The organism is Ancrocorticia populi, from assembly GCF_003123745.1.
Classification (GTDB): Bacteria; Actinomycetota; Actinomycetes; order Actinomycetales; family Actinomycetaceae; genus Ancrocorticia; species Ancrocorticia populi.
Genome location: NZ_QETB01000003.1, coordinates 219,047 through 234,394, shown reverse-complemented (window position 1 = coordinate 234,394; position 15,348 = coordinate 219,047). Strand labels below are relative to the sequence as shown.

At 59.3% G+C, this 15,348-nt stretch carries 18 protein-coding genes; 11 read left to right on the top strand and 7 right to left on the bottom strand.

The annotated features are described in order from the left end of the window. Window positions 1-3: 3 nt before the first annotated feature. Complete coding sequence (locus DD236_RS06555; protein WP_109093581.1) at window positions 4-162, bottom strand: ribbon-helix-helix protein, CopG family; 159 nt, start codon at window positions 160-162, stop codon at window positions 4-6. Window positions 163-208: 46 nt separating this feature from the next. Between DD236_RS06555 and DD236_RS06550 the strand changes: the two genes are divergently transcribed. Together DD236_RS06550 and DD236_RS06540 are read left to right on the top strand one after the other, a co-directional pair. After that, window positions 209-721 (top strand): DUF6941 family protein, encoded by a 513-nt coding sequence (locus DD236_RS06550; RefSeq protein WP_109093580.1) that lies wholly within the window; start codon window positions 209-211, stop codon window positions 719-721. A gap of 250 nt (window positions 722-971) precedes the next feature. Further along, complete coding sequence (locus DD236_RS06540; protein WP_165819848.1) at window positions 972-1,310, top strand: DUF2283 domain-containing protein; 339 nt, start codon at window positions 972-974, stop codon at window positions 1,308-1,310. 105 nt (window positions 1,311-1,415) lie between these two features. Here the strand turns inward: DD236_RS06540 and DD236_RS06535 are convergent, their stop codons facing one another. Next, window positions 1,416-2,099, bottom strand: coding sequence for an alpha/beta fold hydrolase (locus tag DD236_RS06535; protein ID WP_109093577.1), 684 nt, complete (start codon window positions 2,097-2,099; stop codon window positions 1,416-1,418). A 227-nt stretch (window positions 2,100-2,326) separates the two neighbouring features. Here DD236_RS06535 and DD236_RS06530 point away from each other — a divergent pair, with 227 nt between their 5' ends. The 3 genes from DD236_RS06530 to DD236_RS06520 all read left to right on the top strand — a co-directional run bounded on the left by DD236_RS06530 (window position 2,327) and on the right by DD236_RS06520 (window position 6,551). Continuing rightward, window positions 2,327-4,618 (top strand): glycoside hydrolase family 3 N-terminal domain-containing protein, encoded by a 2,292-nt coding sequence (locus DD236_RS06530; protein WP_109093576.1) that lies wholly within the window; start codon window positions 2,327-2,329, stop codon window positions 4,616-4,618. Window positions 4,619-4,726: 108 nt separating this feature from the next. Next, window positions 4,727-5,488: an HAD-IA family hydrolase gene (locus tag DD236_RS06525; protein ID WP_109093575.1), complete on the top strand. Its 762-nt coding sequence runs from the start codon at window positions 4,727-4,729 to the stop codon at window positions 5,486-5,488. Between the two features lie 52 nt (window positions 5,489-5,540). Next, a complete protein-coding gene (locus DD236_RS06520) occupies window positions 5,541-6,551 on the top strand; it encodes a zinc-binding alcohol dehydrogenase family protein (protein ID WP_109093574.1) in 1,011 nt (336 codons plus the stop codon). Window positions 6,552-6,616: 65 nt separating this feature from the next. On the opposite strand, the gene DD236_RS06515 is transcribed toward DD236_RS06520, so the two are convergent. Beyond that, window positions 6,617-7,516, bottom strand: a complete 900-nt coding sequence (locus DD236_RS06515; RefSeq protein ID WP_109093573.1) for a class I SAM-dependent methyltransferase — start codon at window positions 7,514-7,516, stop codon at window positions 6,617-6,619. Window positions 7,517-7,661: 145 nt separating this feature from the next. Here DD236_RS06515 and DD236_RS06510 point away from each other — a divergent pair, with 145 nt between their 5' ends. Then, window positions 7,662-8,852: an MFS transporter gene (locus DD236_RS06510; RefSeq protein WP_109093572.1), complete on the top strand. Its 1,191-nt coding sequence runs from the start codon at window positions 7,662-7,664 to the stop codon at window positions 8,850-8,852. A 137-nt stretch (window positions 8,853-8,989) separates the two neighbouring features. On the opposite strand, the gene DD236_RS12180 is transcribed toward DD236_RS06510, so the two are convergent. Both DD236_RS12180 and DD236_RS06505 read right to left on the bottom strand, forming a co-directional pair. Next, entirely contained in the window at window positions 8,990-9,442 is a 453-nt protein-coding gene (locus DD236_RS12180; protein WP_207785719.1) for an ankyrin repeat domain-containing protein, read from the bottom strand. A gap of 123 nt (window positions 9,443-9,565) precedes the next feature. Continuing rightward, window positions 9,566-9,943 carry a hypothetical protein gene (locus DD236_RS06505; RefSeq protein WP_207785718.1) on the bottom strand — a complete coding sequence of 126 codons (378 nt, stop codon included), beginning with the start codon at window positions 9,941-9,943 and terminating at the stop codon, window positions 9,566-9,568. Between the two features lie 83 nt (window positions 9,944-10,026). On the opposite strand from DD236_RS06505, the gene DD236_RS06500 reads away from it, so the two are divergent. Further along, the gene (locus DD236_RS06500; RefSeq protein ID WP_109093571.1) at window positions 10,027-10,968 is read left to right on the top strand and encodes a VOC family protein; all 942 of its coding nucleotides are present in this window, start codon (window positions 10,027-10,029) and stop codon (window positions 10,966-10,968) included. A 50-nt stretch (window positions 10,969-11,018) separates the two neighbouring features. Here the strand turns inward: DD236_RS06500 and DD236_RS06495 are convergent, their stop codons facing one another. Then, window positions 11,019-11,414, bottom strand: a complete 396-nt coding sequence (locus DD236_RS06495) for a hypothetical protein (RefSeq protein ID WP_109093570.1) — start codon at window positions 11,412-11,414, stop codon at window positions 11,019-11,021. Window positions 11,415-11,602: 188 nt separating this feature from the next. Here DD236_RS06495 and DD236_RS06490 point away from each other — a divergent pair, with 188 nt between their 5' ends. From DD236_RS06490 to tal, 4 genes are all read left to right on the top strand, one after another. Next, on the top strand, window positions 11,603-12,205 hold the full coding sequence (locus DD236_RS06490; protein WP_109093569.1) for a GNAT family N-acetyltransferase: 603 nt from the start codon (window positions 11,603-11,605) through the stop codon (window positions 12,203-12,205). Beyond that, the gene (locus DD236_RS06485; protein ID WP_109093568.1) at window positions 12,202-12,525 is read left to right on the top strand and encodes a cupin domain-containing protein; all 324 of its coding nucleotides are present in this window, start codon (window positions 12,202-12,204) and stop codon (window positions 12,523-12,525) included. The genes DD236_RS06490 and DD236_RS06485 overlap by 4 nt, the downstream gene beginning before the upstream one ends. A 98-nt stretch (window positions 12,526-12,623) precedes the next feature. Then, a complete protein-coding gene (locus DD236_RS06480; protein ID WP_109093567.1) occupies window positions 12,624-12,962 on the top strand; it encodes a hypothetical protein in 339 nt (112 codons plus the stop codon). A 376-nt stretch (window positions 12,963-13,338) separates the two neighbouring features. After that, window positions 13,339-14,433 carry a transaldolase gene (gene tal / locus DD236_RS06475; RefSeq protein WP_207785717.1) on the top strand — a complete coding sequence of 365 codons (1,095 nt, stop codon included), beginning with the start codon at window positions 13,339-13,341 and terminating at the stop codon, window positions 14,431-14,433. A 58-nt stretch (window positions 14,434-14,491) separates the two neighbouring features. On the opposite strand, the gene DD236_RS06470 is transcribed toward tal, so the two are convergent. After that, the gene (locus DD236_RS06470) at window positions 14,492-15,301 is read right to left on the bottom strand and encodes a MerR family transcriptional regulator (RefSeq protein ID WP_207785716.1); all 810 of its coding nucleotides are present in this window, start codon (window positions 15,299-15,301) and stop codon (window positions 14,492-14,494) included. Window positions 15,302-15,348 lie beyond the last annotated feature (47 nt).

The following is a 15,348-nucleotide window of genomic DNA, read 5'->3' as shown; positions in this document are numbered from 1 at the left end:
TGTTTACTCCTTTGTGGCTGCGGGAGCGATAGCCTCTCGCAGGATGCCTTCGACGAATACGGATAGGGACTGGTCCGCGTCAATCGCCGCGTGCTTGACCTGCTTGGCCAGTTCGGGCGGTAGGTATACGTTGAACTGAACTTTGCTCTGCTTCTCGTTCATGCTCGCATGCTAGCAAACTAGCAATGCACGAGACAAGGGTCTGGGGATGAGGTTCGTCGTCGTCAATATACAAACCGATCCGGGACAGCACTACTTCGCGAAACGGGTCATGGCAGTGGTTGTGGATAAGGGTTCTGTGCTTGATTGCTCCTGTAGGATCCACTACATGGCACAACTAGACTATGTCTTTCTTGCTGATTATGCTGCTGTGACTGGCGGAAAACTCACTGCTATAGGCGCGAGCTTCACGAAAGTGGTTGTCCCAAGTTTTCCAACACAGCTATCGCTGTATATCGCCGGGCGTATTCGAGCCGATCATAATGAGGGAAATTGTCCTCTGACTCTTACAGTTCTGCCGCCTGATGGATCCTACGAGATACGTGGAGATCTCGAGTTAGAGCCGGAAGCGGAGGAACCATATAAAGAGAACAAGGTCGGCCTTCTTTTTGCGGCCGGCGTTGTGATCTCCCTGCCGACAGAAGGGCTCTATGCGGTACAGGTCTCTCTTGGTAACGAAGTAGCCAGGGAGCTTAAGTTTTTCGCTGAGGAAGAAGCGTGAGGTACAAACTCAGCGTGACTCGGCATGCCCGCGAACGCATGGTTCAGCGTGGAGTCACGATAGAACGAGTTGAAGAAGCCGTCAATTGTCCAGATATTCGGCTGCCAGGTAAGAGCCCTGCTGAGATGAAATTCAGAGACCATGAACCTCCTCCACCTGTGGGCGTAGTAACCTCGTGGCCGCCCTCGGACGATGGTAGATTGAAGCTAGTTACTTGTTATCGGCTCAATGGGGAAAGATGAGGTGGAAGATGCTCGAAAACGAGAAGCCTCGCGTAGTTGTCACTACAGACAGTGAGGCCGACGCTGCATATATCCAGCTCTCCAGCGAGTCTGTAGATCGAACAGTTCCCGTGAATGACTTCGTGTTGGTTGATCTGGACCGATTGGGCATGGTCGTTGGGATTGAAATTCTAGGCCTCGGTACGACGATCCCAGTGGAAGATATCCTCAAGGATTATCACGTGAGTTCAGAGGTTAGCGACACACTCATTCGCGTGACTTCGCCAGTTCAACGAGGATGGAAATTCAGCGTTACTTCGGACTCGGTCTCTCACAGGCGTCTATCGGCGGACTTTGCCCCCTGCTAACGGCTATCCGTGGCCGACGGTAAGTCGATCGCTGAAGCATTGGTGAAGCTAATATGCTGCGACGGGGTTCGTCGTCGTCAATATACAAACCGATCCGGGACAGTACTACTCCGCGAAATCGGCGATGGCCGCGGCTAGCTGGGCCGGGCGCGTGAGCATCGGCCAGTGCCCGGAGTCCAAGTCCGCGTAAGAAACGTGCTTGGTGCGGGACAGCTCCGGAACATCGTCGGCTGCAATCCACTTGCGGGCTTGCTCAGGGGAATACTCGGGGCAGAGGAGGGCGGTTGGAACATCGAATCGCGCCTCGGACGTGTAGGTGACCGTGCTGCGGGCTACGGCTTCGGGAACAGGAATGGCAGCTGAGGCGATTTCTTGGCATTGAGCGCCGGTAAGATCCTCAGAGTCGGGGCCTTCGAACGCCTCCCAGCCGGGGAATGGCATGGCGCCGTTGACGATCGGGAAGAACGGCGCATATTGTTCGCCACCCGACTGGGGGAAGCCACCAATCAGAACGGTTTGGGCTACACGGTCTGGCCTGCGATCCGCGGCCATCCACGCGAGGGTGGCCGCCGCCGAGTGCCCCACAACCACGGCTGGTTCTGGCTGGGAATCGATGGCGGCCAGCACGGCGTCGAGTTGATCCTCGAGTGTGGTGGGGCTGGCGGAGCTAGCATCCGCAGGCAGTGGGACTGCAGTTATTGGCATGTAATCGCTGGCTATCAGCAGTGCGAGAACCTCATCCCACACCGAAACCCTCAGCCATAGTCCGTGGACTAAAACAATGTGCATGTGCTCCTCGCCCGCACTCTCTAAGACATCTCCTGATCTTGAGGCTATGGGAGCCCGGACGGCCGGTCAATGGTCGGGGTGCCTTTGCGCAAAGAGGCGCAGGGGATTCACAGGAATCGTGGTGGGCCAGGCTCGTGGTACGGCCACCGGCCAGTCAGAGTTCGATGCAGCGACTGTATCTGACAGACTGGATACTGGCGCGACCGCAAATACCTCTAGGAGCAACGATGCCTAAGAAGATGCCCTATCAAGATGCATCATTACCCATCACCGAGCGCGTAGAGGACCTTCTCTCCAGAATGAACCGAGAGGAGAAAGTGGGACAAATGCTCCAACTGGATGCCCGCGGCTCCCTTGAAGACATCATCGTGGGTAGGCATGCCGGCTCCATTTTGCACGCGTCACCCGCTAAGGTCTTGGATTCTCACAGGCTGACGGACCAAACTCGCCTGAAGATTCCACTTCTCGTAGCCGACGATTGCATCCATGGCCACGGCTTTTGGGAAGGAGCAACGGTGTTCCCCACCCAACTGGGGATGGCGGCCTCGTGGGATCGCGACCTGATCGGGCAGGTAGGCCGCGCGACTGCCGTTGAGGTAGCGGCGACGGGAATACACTGGACGTTCTCTCCGGTGCTGTGTATTGCACGGGACCTGCGGTGGGGACGCGTGGACGAATCATTCGGAGAGGATCCCTACCTCATCGGTGAGTTCGCTAGCGCCCTGATGCACGGGTATCAGGGCAACGGCCTGACTGATCGGACGGCCGTGCTGGCCACTGCCAAGCATCTCGCTGGATACTCGGAAACTCAGGGCGGGCGGGACGCCTCCGAGGCAGATATCTCTCACCGTAAGCTGCGTTCCTGGTTCCTGCCGCCATTCGAGAAGGTAGCCCGCGAAGGAAGCGGTGCATTCATGCTCGGGTACCAAACAACCGACGGTATCCCGATCACGCTCAACGAGTGGTTGTTGACCGACGTTTTGCGCGGCGAATGGGGCTACACAGGCGTTCTGGTGACCGACTGGGACAACGTGGGCCGAATGGTGTGGGAACAGCAGATTCAACCTGACATTACTCATGCCGCGGCCGCCGCCGTCCACGCCGGCAATGAAATGATCATGACAACGCCGAGCTTCTTCGAGGGCGCGTTGGATGCCATTGACCGGGGGCTGCTGCAAGAATCCGATCTGGATGACGCGGTGCGTCATATCCTGACAACGAAGTTTGAAATGGGACTCTTCGAGGATCGGCGGCGCCCTGCGGACACTGCAAGCGCGCTAGCGGCCAACATTGGCACGCCGGACCATCGAGCCGTGAATCTCGCGATCACGCGCAAGTCCATTGTGCTCCTCGAAAATGACGGCACCCTACCTCTTCTGCCAATCCATTTCCAAGGCCACGAGGAACCGGCGGGGAATGCGGGGGAGGGCAAGCGTGTCGTCGTCGTCGGACCTCTTGCGGATGATGCCCAAACCCAACTAGGTGACTGGGCCGGAAACTCGGGGCAGATCGACTGGATGGACGCCGGCCAACCACGGAAGCTGATCACTACAGTTCTGGACGGCCTGCGCCGCGAGGTGCCAGACGGCTGGGAAGTGGCCTATTCGAAGGGCGCGGAGATCGTCCGGTTGGAACCGGATCCGGAGGGCGCCACGTTTGCGGACGGCCAGCCGCGTCCGCCCATCGCCGTGCCAGCTGAGCCTGATACGGAGCAGATTGCAGAAGCGGTGGCTAAAGCGAAGGCCGCCGATGTGGTTGTGGCCGTGGTGGGTGACCGGATTGAACTCGTGGGGGAGGCGCGCTCAACGGCTACTCTCGAGCTGCAGGGCGGGCAGGTGGCGCTGCTAGATGCGCTGGCGGAGACTGGGACGCCGATGGTGGTGGTATTGCTCGCCTCCAAGCCCCTGGTACTACCGGAATCCGCTCGCCGTGCCGCGGCGCTACTGTGGGTTGCCAATCCGGGGATGGAGGGAGGCCAGGCGATCGCCGAAGTCTTACTCGGGAAAGTGGAGGCGAGCGGGCGTCTGCCTATTTCCTTTGCCGAGCACGTTGGCCAGCAACCCACCTATTACAACCAGATTCGGGGACAGCACGGGCGGCGTTATGCGGATCTGACCCAGCGGCCCGCCTATCCTTTCGGGTACGGCCTTTCATACACGAGCGTGGAATACTCGAATCCGCGCGTGGAGGCAGACCGGCTTTCACGCGATGGTGGCGTGGTCCGGGGGAGCGTTGCCGTCACCAACACCGGCGATCGCCCCGCACTGGAGACCGTTCAGGCCTATATCAGCGACGTGGTGACATCGGTGTCTTGGGCCGACAAGGAGCTCAAGGGCTATCGGCAGGTGCGCGTAGAACCGGGTGAATCGGTGGATGTGCACATCGAGATTCCCGTTGCCGCGTGCTCGATTGTCGATTCACGCGAGCGGCGTGTGGTGGAGCCGGGGGAGTTCAAGCTGAAGCTCGGGCCGTCCTCTCGGGATGAGGACCTTCTGGAGGTCGGGTTCGAGGTGGTTTAGAGCCGTAGTTCTCCGCGGCACGGAAGAAGTGCGAGATACTTGGGAACATGCAAGGAATACCGGATTCCATTAGCCACATCCTTTGGATCGAGGGGAAAGCGTGACGAAATGAAGACACTTCTTCTGGATTGCGATGGCGTGCTGGCGGACACTGAGCTCTACGGCCATTTTCCAGCCTTCAACTACGCGTTCGAGGAAGCCGGCCTGCCGTTTCGATGGGAGTTAGACGAATACCGCGAGCTCGTACTGATCGGTGGCGGGAAGGAACGCATTCGGCAGTACTTCGAGAGACATCCGGAGTACCGGACGGGCTTGACCGAAGCGGATCTTGACGGACTGGTCGCTCGCCTGCACGAGACCAAGACCCAGAAATACATTGAAACTATTGAGAGCGGCAAAATCCCCGGTAGGCCAGGTGTACGGCGCTTGGTGGATCAGGCGACAGCAGATGGCTGGACGGTAGCTATGGCTTCCACATCGGCAGTTTCGTCTGTGAAAGCCGTGGTCAACGCCGTTCTCACCCCGAATAGTATTGACGGCATCTTCGCCGGCGATTCTGTGAAGGCGAAGAAGCCGGCTCCAGATATATATCTGGCTGCGGTTTCGGCGCTCCGTGCTGATCCGCAACAGACCGTGGTGATAGAAGACTCGAATCCGGGCGCAACGGCGGCCTTCAATGCCGGCTTACGGCATCTGGTGACCGTGAGCGCACTGACCCGTGACGCGGCCTTCCCACACGCATCGCTCGTTGTCACAAGCCTTGGAGAGCCGAACGAAGAGCCAGCTTCGGTTTTGGCCGGTCCGGCCGAGCTGCTTCATGGCAGTGTGGTGACGATGCAGACCCTTGAAGGGATTCTGGAAAGCGCATAGGGTTCTCGGACCTCTTGACTCCCACTAGGGCGGGTGCGGGACGATAGGCGGTATGGGAACTACAACGATCGCAATTGGTTACGAGCAGAACTTGTCGGCCACCCACCCGGAGGCGTTTATCGAGCGCGAGATTGATGTGCCGGAACTCGGCCCGCATGATCTCCTTGTGGAGGTGGAAGCGGTTTCGGTTAACCCGGTGGACGTGAAGCAACGCGCCGGGGCACCGGCCGAGGGTTTCAGGGTGCTTGGTTTTGATGCGTCTGGCACAGTGCGCGCCGTTGGCGCAGAGGTGACACTCTTTGCTGCGGGTGATCAGGTGTTTTACGCGGGCAGCATCGATCGGCCCGGAACGAACCAGCGCCTGCATGTAGTGGATGAACGGATCACGGGCCGTAAGCCCACAAAGCTATCATTCGTGGATTCGGCAGCGTTGCCCTTGACAGCGATCACCGCGTGGGAGGCCCTGTTTGATCGGCTGGGCCTAACTGACGCCTCTACTGGCACGCTCTTGGTGGTTGGTGCGACCGGTGGCGTTGGATCGATCCTGCTCCAGCTGGCTGAGGTTTTCCTTCCGAACGTCACCGTGGTTGCTACGGCGTCCGATGAGGAACGGGCTGCATGGGTGCGCGGCTTCGGAGCTGAGCAAGTGATCAACCATCGCGAGGATATCCCCGGCCAGATTGCTGAGATAGCACCTAATGGGGTGGATTGGGTGTTTTCCGCTCACTCAGCAGATCAGATTGAGACCTATGCGCAGATCCTCCGCCCGTTTGGACACATCGTTGCGATCGACGATAGCCCGCGCGATATGTCCCCGCTTAAGCGCAAAAGCATCGCCTGGCACTGGGAGTTCATGTTCACTCGGCCGGTCCAGCAGACGCCAGATATGATCGAACAGCACCGGATTTTGAACGTTGTTTCGGGCCTCGTGGATAAGGATTTAATTAGAACGACGACGACGAAAACCCTCACACCCATATCCGCCGATACCTTGCGCGAGGCTCACGCGCTAATAGAAGGCGGCCACACTGTCGGGAAGGTTGTCATCAGCGGCTGGAAGTAGCTATACGGCAGGGGAACGCGACGCCCTTCCTAGCCCGCGAACAGGCCGGCCCTGTTCACCGCCACCTAGACGCGGATGAGCAGCTCGACGTGCGGAATCGCGAAGGTGGCATCAGGGGATTCTCCCCATGCGCGCCAGCTTTCGGCAATGGCATCTGTCTCTGCTTCGGTGGTGCCGAGCTCTGTGGCTTGGCCGCGGAAGGATGGCCCGCTCACGCGTGCGGCCTGACTTTGTCCCCAGGCAGCAGTAGCTTCGGAAGTGGCGTAGATCCAACTCGAACTGGAAAGGGTAATCTGGCTCCCGGATGTCGGGTGCGCAGTACCGGCCGAATGCCCAGCTCTTGTAACAGCCTCGCTTGCCCACTTCCGCATGAAGCGGGCTGCGTCGGGTTCGCCGCCGTTTCTGCGTGCAATCTTGCAGTAGAGCTCGCGCCACTTGGCTAGCTGGGGGAGCTCGGGAGACCAGAACATCCCGCCATAGTCAGCGTCGCGGGCAGCAACAAGCCCTCCGGGTTTGCAGACGCGGATCATCTCGGCAAGTGCGCCAACTGGATCGTCGAGATGTTGGAGAACCTGATGGGCATGGACAACATCAAACGTGCTGGCCTCATAATCCAGTGCCATGATGTTTCCGCGTTGGAATTGGGTACGTTGATCACCTCGCGCGGCTGCATTTTCACGTGCAATCTGCAGCGGTTCGTCAGAGGCATCTATACCCACGACCTTTCCGGACGTGAACGCTTCCGCGTCCCCCGGTGCTACCGCCTCCGCAAGGTCCAGTGTGATTGTGCCGGTGCCACAACCCACGTCCAAAACGCTCATTCCCGGGGAGAGATACGGCAAGAGGTAGGCAGCGGAGTTCTCCGCAGTGCGGCGACCATGGGAGGCAAGCACTGCTGGTTCTTGCCCGTGTGTGTAATGGGTGTAGCGGGCGCCTTGCGTCCCAATGTGCCTAGATCCAGCCATGGAGTGATGCTACGCCGTGATTGGCGCAGGGCGTGAACACTCTCACCGCTGCCGATGCTAGCGTCTGACAATGCGCAGGTCTACGATCGAACGCGTGTCTTTTGGGCCCTAGGGCCCATCCCGTCATTGATCGTTAGGAATCTTTATGCCCCGCGCACGTTCCGCATCACTAGCCATCACTGCTCTGGCTTCATGTGGATTCGCCGTAGGCACCACAGAATTCGCATCGATGAGCTTGTTGCCGTGGATTGCCGACGATCTTGGCGTCACCAATCCCCAAGCTGGTTGGGCAGTGAGCGCCTACGCCATCGGAGTTGTGATTGGAGCTCCATCTATTACCGTGCTGACGCCGCGCATGGATCGCAAGAAGCTTTTGGTGATGTGCGCCTTGCTATTTACGGTGGGCAACCTTCTGACTGCCTGTGCGTTCAACCTTCCGACTCTGATCGCAGCCCGATTCCTCACCGGCCTACCTCATGGCGTGACGCTAGGGATTGCCGCAGTTGTGGCTGCCAGCTTAGTCCGCCCGGAAAAGTCAGGTACCGCGATTGCGCGCACGGCTCTGGGACTTTCAATTGCGAACATCATGGGCGTGCCTGCAGCCACGTGGCTGGGCAGCCAGTTCGGATGGAAGGCGGCCTATCTGGTGGTGGCGGGCATCGGCGCGCTCACAATTCTCGGGCTGCTTCGCCTTCTTCCTAGTATCCCTCCCCAGCACAGTGCTTCAGCGCGGACCGAACTACAGTCCATGACGCGCATTCAGGTGTGGCTGCCGCTGGTGGCTGGCGCGGTAGGTTTTGGTGGCTCATTCGCTTTCTACACCTACATCACGCCCACTATGACAGAGGTTACCGGTATCTCTGAAACTGCACTGCCGTGGGTATTGGTGCTCTACGGGTGTGGAATGACCATGGGATCGCTGGTGTCTGGGCCGTGCTTGGACCGGTCCATAGACAAATCCGCTTTGGCGGGCGTTAGCGGCATGGCCGTGCTGCTCACTCTGATCTCCCTCACCGCCCACATCTGGTACGTGGTGCTTCCTCTCATGTTCCTCATGGGTACCGCGATGAGCCTGTTTACCAATGGGCTACAGGCTCGCCTCATGCGCGAAGCCAGTGATGCCCCGAATATGAGCGCGGCCATGAATCACGCCGCCTTCAACTTAGCCAACGCCTTTGGTGCATACCTAGGTGGAGTTGTTGTTGCGGCAGGCTGGGGCTACCGTGCTCCGGCCGCAGCAGGTGTGGTGTTGGCGGTAGGAGGAACGGTAATCCTGCTAGCTGCATTTTCGGTGGGGAAGCGGGCACCCCGGCTCTCTGAGCCTGTCGCCAGCTGAGAGACATTGTGGTTCTGAGGGGCCTCGTCGTTGCTTCAACAGCTAAGGGTGCCGAGCCTTCGCCTTGTATAGATTTGACGCACTCCCGCGTTTGGCTTTCGGGAGTTGACGCAACCTCGGGGTAGCGAGGCTGCGAGTTACTCTGCCGCAGAGCCGCCAAGAGAGCGGAGAAAACCCGCCAGCTCGGCATGCCCAAAGTATTCGGCCCACCCCGCCGGATCGAATCCGTAGAGTTCTTCGCGAGCAGCCACATCGGCCCCGCGAGCAACGAATCCCCGTACCAGCTCCTCGTTCCCTTGCGCTGCGGCGTAATGCAAAGCGGTCGCGCCCGTACCGGTTGCGCTCGTGAGCGGGAATCCCAGTGCCACCAACAGCTCCACAACGTCCCAGTGCCCGAGCGCAGCAACATTGGCAAGCAAGCTGGGATGCGCATTCGCCAGCGCCCGCACATGATCGGCGTTGTCCCGAAGCCTCGCGCTCACTTCTCCAGCGTTACCGGCGTAGCAGGCTCCCACCAGCGGCTCGCTCTCCCAACTGCGCACCCGATACAGATCTCGCAGTAGGCAGATCTCCGCTCCGTGCGCCATCATTTCCCTATTGAGGTGCATGCCCAGCGCGGCCAAGGATTCCTCGGCATAGGGTCCACCAATGGGTCCGAGAGGTTGGAGGAGAGATTCGTCGTCGTCGATACTAAAAATACCCTCGCGCCAAAGCTAGTATCCCTCGTTCAGGAGGGATAACCCGCCCATGGCGGTGAGGGGAAGCGGTTCGGGCCAGTGAAGATCGCTATACATATCCGTGCCTGCGGGCGCGGGGGAGGTACCGAAAAGTGCGCGGGCGCGTTTGCCGAAGACGTCGCGGCCAATATGGGCCATGCGCCACGCAATAGTGGTGACGGGCGGGACGGGTGGTTCGGGCACTGCCGATTCGATCACTACGGTTCCGTTCGAATCCTCGCGCAGGCTCCACGCCCCGGGTGCGGGTTCCCACAGGTATTCGACATCCGTGAGGCCTTCCAACCGCGGCCACAGATGGACGTTCCAGTAGAAATCGAGCTGGTCCAGAATCAGATCACGCCACGTAGTTCCCATTCGGTTACGCTATCACGCGGGTAACGCCCCTTGTTCGCGCCATCCCACCCGCGCATAATAGGCCCCACGATAGGGGAGGCATCATGCCAGTAACGCAAAGAATCGTTCCGAATATTTGGTGCAACGGCAATGCTGAGGCAGCCGGGGCGTTTTATGGCAAGGCGCTCCCGTTCGCACGCTCGGAGGTGGAGTCCCGCTACCCGCTGGAGGATCTGCCGGAGTTTCAGGAGCATTTGGCTGGGGCGCCGTTGGTAGTGGCGGTGGATGTGGCGGGGACGAAGCTGCGGCTTATCAACGCTGGGCCAGAGTTCCGCCCGAATCAGTCCATCTCACTGATGTTGAATTTTGACCCGCTGCTGTTCGAGGACGGTTCGAGCCCCGGACATTCCTCGGCTGCCGCCCGCAGGAGCCTCGCCGCCACGTGGGAGCGCCTCGCCGAGGGCGGAGTAGTTCACATGGAGCTGGGGGAGTATCCGTTCGCGAAGCTCTACGGCTGGGTGGAGGACCGCTACGGTCTCAACTGGCAGCTCATGCTCACGAACCCGGAAGGTGAGCCGCGCCCATTCGTGATTCCGGCGCTGATGTTCGGCGGGGCCGCGCAAGGCAGGGCCGCAGAAGCTGCCGATTTTTACGTGTCCTTGTTCAAAAAGTCTCGTGGCCGGTCAGGTATCGGGAACCGCTACCCGTACGGGGTGCCCACCGGCCCGGCTGGGCCCGGGGAGCTTGCGTTTGGAGAGTTCCGTATCGGAAACCAGTGGTTTATTGGGAACGACGACGGATCCGGCCAAACCCCCAACTTCACCCATGGGGTCTCACTTGAAGTACGGTGCAAAGATCAGGCAGAGATTGATCGCCTCTGGGAGGCGCTCTCTGCCGATCCCGAGGCGGAGATGTGCGGGTGGCTCAAAGATCGATTCGGGGTGAGCTGGCAGATCGTGCCGTCGAACGTTGAAGAGCTACTTGAGAGGCCCGGAGCCTACGATCGTATACTCGGGATGAAGCGGCTGGTTATCGCGGACTTCTAGGGCTGGCGGTTTGTGGCGTGGGCTCTAGCGGCATGGGGGTTAACGGCGGGTTAGCGGCCTTGATGGAACGGGCCGTTGTCTGGCTGAGAGCTGCCCTTGCCCCATGCTGAATCTTGCGCGTGCGGAGGCGTCACCTGAGTAGGTTGTATAGGTTGTGCGTTTGGCGCGTTTGGTGAGTTTGGCGCGTTTGGCGCGTAGGGGTAATCGCGGTGGGTTTGCGCGGACGAGTCATTGTCAGTAACGAAGAAGTTGGAACCGGTATTGATGCCTCTGGCGCGGCGGCGGGCGTCACGGAATAGGGCAAATGACAGCGCGAAAGCCGTGAGCATGATGAGCACGAAGCCGCCAACTTGCAGCGCAGTATTCTGCGCCATAATGCCGTAGGCGAAGGCAATCATGGCAACGGCCTCGACGGCCATGTACGGATACAGCTTCTTCGTGTTCATGTAGGAACCCTAGCAAGTCCGGGCAGCTAGGCCTATCCCAAAATTACCCGTTCAATTAGGTGCCTATAGTTACGGATGTGAGTTGTGCCGTCAGACTAGCCTATGCGCTGGTAACGGAGGACTCTGTTGGACTCTAGGTGGCCGACTAAAGTGGAGTTGTAAAAGTGCGTCGCTTGATAGGAAGGTCGATGGCGGGTGAAGGTGCCGCGCGCATTCTGCGTGCCGAGGATCCTGAGGTTGCTGAACTCTGCTCGTCGGGATGGGAAATCACGGCACGATCGTTCGCGGCGGTGCTGCATGCTAAGGATATAAGGGCCAGCGAGTTGATGGACTTCCTTATAGGCGTGCAACCAATTGAAATCAGAGAACTGTTGGCATCGGATTCGCCAGCGATCCTCGAACTGGATCACCTGACCGAAAGCGACTACCCGGGACGGGCAGCGACGGCACACACTCCGCTAGATACTGAGACTTCGGTGGCAACGCTTGAACACCCGGGGTTCGGAGCGTTCGCTGAGGATGGGCGCCTTATCGGGATGACATTCGTTGATGTAGAAACAGCGCATGGGTCTGCGGTTGCAGACACGGATTTCACCGTTGTTGTCCCAGAGTATCGGGGGAGGCATATAGCGACGGCGCTGAAGGCTGCTTCTCTATTGACGCTCACTGAGCGCGGCATTCAGGTATTTCGAACGGGCGGATCGGCAGATAACACGGCGATTCTGAGCGCGGACGCTAGGTTAGGCTACACAATCGACGAGCACTGGGTAACCCTCGAAAGGCCTGCATGATGAAAGTTGAACGGGCAGAGTATGACCCGATTGAGGGGGCGCCAGGGTTTTCGCTGGTGGGCCTCAACCGGGGGACAGAACCTGAAAGAGTCCGGGTAGATGTAGCTCATTTAGCGGCTGGTGCGACTATTCCGCGGCACCGCGCCGGACGCGAACAAGTCTTCTACCTGGTGAGTGGACGCGGCAGAGTTGCCGGTGCTGAAGGCCTTGAGGTGCCCGTTCAGACCGGCAGCTCTGTGATCTGGGAGTACGGGGAGGAACACCAGACGTGGGCGGATACGGATATTACTGCGGTGATCGTTCAGCGGGGCGGTGTCTAGGCCGGAGTCTGGGTACCATCACTACCTTCGAATAGGTGATTGTTGAAGCCCCTTTTCGCTAACATGTCAGTGCCCCAACTACCGGCAGGAGTGCCCGCATGGCAAGCAAGCGAGAACTAGAGGCTCGGATTGGCGGATTGCAGCGCCAGGTTAACGCGCAGCAGGCGATCATCGAGAAGATTGCTGCGGAGCTGGACATACCGATCGCGCCGGCTGTAGCTCAGCTGCCCGTCCAGGCGAACGCCCGGGCCGATCAGCTTCCGAAGTTGCCGCCAGCATCGGTGGAGGCGTTGGCATCCGGAAACAAGATTCTTGCAATCAAGCTGCTGCGCGAACAGAGTTATCCATCCCTGAGTCTCAAGGATGCCAAGGATACCGTCGAGGCGTACGAGAAGGGACCGGGCGGAGCGCTTGGGCCCGGCTCAGCTTGGGCATAGCTGCCGCCGCTATCTGCGCGCGTCAGTTGCTCAGTGTTGCGGCGGTTATAGCGATGCCGGCCAGAGGCAACAGGATTCCCTACCACTGAATTGGGATGAAGAACAATGTGTGTCGATTGCGTAGTTGCTTCAAAACTGCGGATTCTTATCGTAGGGTCTGCCCATTCGCATGCCAAGATCCGCGCCTCTGTCCGCCCGAATGCACGTTTCGTCCTTGAATGATGCGTCAGCCTCGTTATATACGAGGCTAGGTCCAGATCCAAGGATAAAATCCTCCCGCAGACAGTTGTCGCCCGGCACGCATTCTCACTCTGGTGGCAAGCGAGTGTGACCGCGGTAATCTGATAGTGGCCATGTAGCTCAACTTTGGGAGTCAATGATGAACAATCCACTGAAAACATTGTCGGACGCCGGCGTCTCGATTTGGCTCGATGACTTGTCTCGCGCCCGCCTGACCAGTGGCAACCTCGCTCAGAAGATCGAGCAGGATTCCGTTACAGGTGTGACCACGAATCCAACTATTTTCGCCGCAGCTCTCTCGCAGGGTGCGGACTATGCGGACCAGCTCAAGGAACTCGGTGACGTATCGGTGGAGGACGCGATCAAGCAATGTACTGCCCGCGATGTCCGCGACGCATGTGACCTCTTCGCTGATATCTATGCGAGGACCGGCGGCTACGACGGCCGCGTCTCCATCGAGGTTGCCCCCACCCTTGCCAATGAAACGCAGGCAACCATCGACCAGGCTGCAGAGCTCGCGGACTTGGTTGGCCGCGAGAACGTCCTGATTAAGATCCCCGCAACCAAGGCAGGGCTACCGGCCATCACCGAGACGATCGGAGCGGGAATCTCTGTGAACGTGACGCTTATCTTCTCGGAGCAACGCTACCGCGAGGTAATGGACGCTTACCTGACAGGCCTCGAAAAGGCCGCCGCGGCAGGCAAGGATCTGACGAAGATTCACTCGGTCGCTTCATTCTTTATCTCCCGCGTGGATTCCGAGATCGATAAGCGGCTGGCTGCCGTTGGTGCCGAGCAGCTGAAAGGCAAGGCGGCGATTGCCAACGCTCAGGTTGCTCTTGGCGCCTACGAGGAAGTTTTCGCTTCCTCACGGTTCGCGACACTCTCAGGTAAGGGCGCCAACAAGCAGCGTCCGTTGTGGGCCTCCACCGGCACGAAGGATCCCGCTTACTCCGATACCCTGTACGTTTCCAACTTGGTGGCCGATGGCGTTGTGAACACCATGCCCGAGAAGACCATGGACGCCTTTGCCGATCACGGTCACATCGGCACTCCGCTAGAAGGTACCGGGGCACAAGGCAAGTCCACTTTGGCCGAGGTAACCGCCGCTGGGGTGGACCTTACTGACGTCTTCCAAGTTCTGGAAAACGAAGGCGTAGACAAGTTTATTGTCAGCTGGCACGAACTGGAGCAGTCCGTGAAGGATGCCCAGGCTTCCGTGCTCGGCTAGTTGGAGATGGGAGGTACGTCGTCGTCGTTAATTATTGCCGACGACGACGTAGCCCTTCCTACCACTCAACGTTCTCCGTATCTACGCCGTGGGCGCGGGCGTTTGCCTCGACGATCTGGAGGAGCCAGGGGGTCAGGTCCGGCTCGATATCGTTGTAATGCTTGGCAAACTGCGGATCCTGCGTGTACATGCGTGCGAGGAGGATCTGGCGAGCATATGGAACATCGAACCACTGATCTAGCGAGGCCCGGTGCAGTTCGGCCAACTGGTTGGCGCGCTCGGTGCCGGGCTGAACGCCGTTTCGCTTCGCCTCACCAAGCTGAGCCTCCATCGCCTTGATTTCGGCGGTAATGCGGCGGTAATCGTCCTTTGTGAGCTTAGCCGTGCGGTCTGCATACTGGCTCCATACCTCAGGATCATCCCAACGCTCGCGAGCCTCATCCTGCCATTCCGGCTTCCAATCCTTGCCGAAAATCTCCACCTGCTCTTCCGGTGTGAGCTGTATTCCCATCTTCTTTTTCTCCATCATCGTGTCTACTGCGGAGACCATCTCCTGCAGGCGAGCGATGCGATCCGTGAGCAGCTTGCGCTGACGCGCGAGGTGCGCCGTGGCGCTTGACGGGGTGAGGGTGGCTGGTGCAACTCCCGATTCCGTCTCGCCTAGCAGCTGAGCTATGTCAGCAAGGGCCATACCGGTTTCGCGGTACACCAGAATCTGGTGGATGCGCTCAATATCCGCCGGGCCGTACAAGCGATAGCCCGCGCTGGAGCGCGCCGCCGGTACCAGCAGGCCGATCTGCTCCCAGTGGTGCAGCGTTCTCACGCTGACTCCCACCAGATTCGCGGCCTCTCCCACTGTCATACTCATGGATCTATTGTCACTCACGGAAATAGCCTCCTGCCTGACGTCGCGTG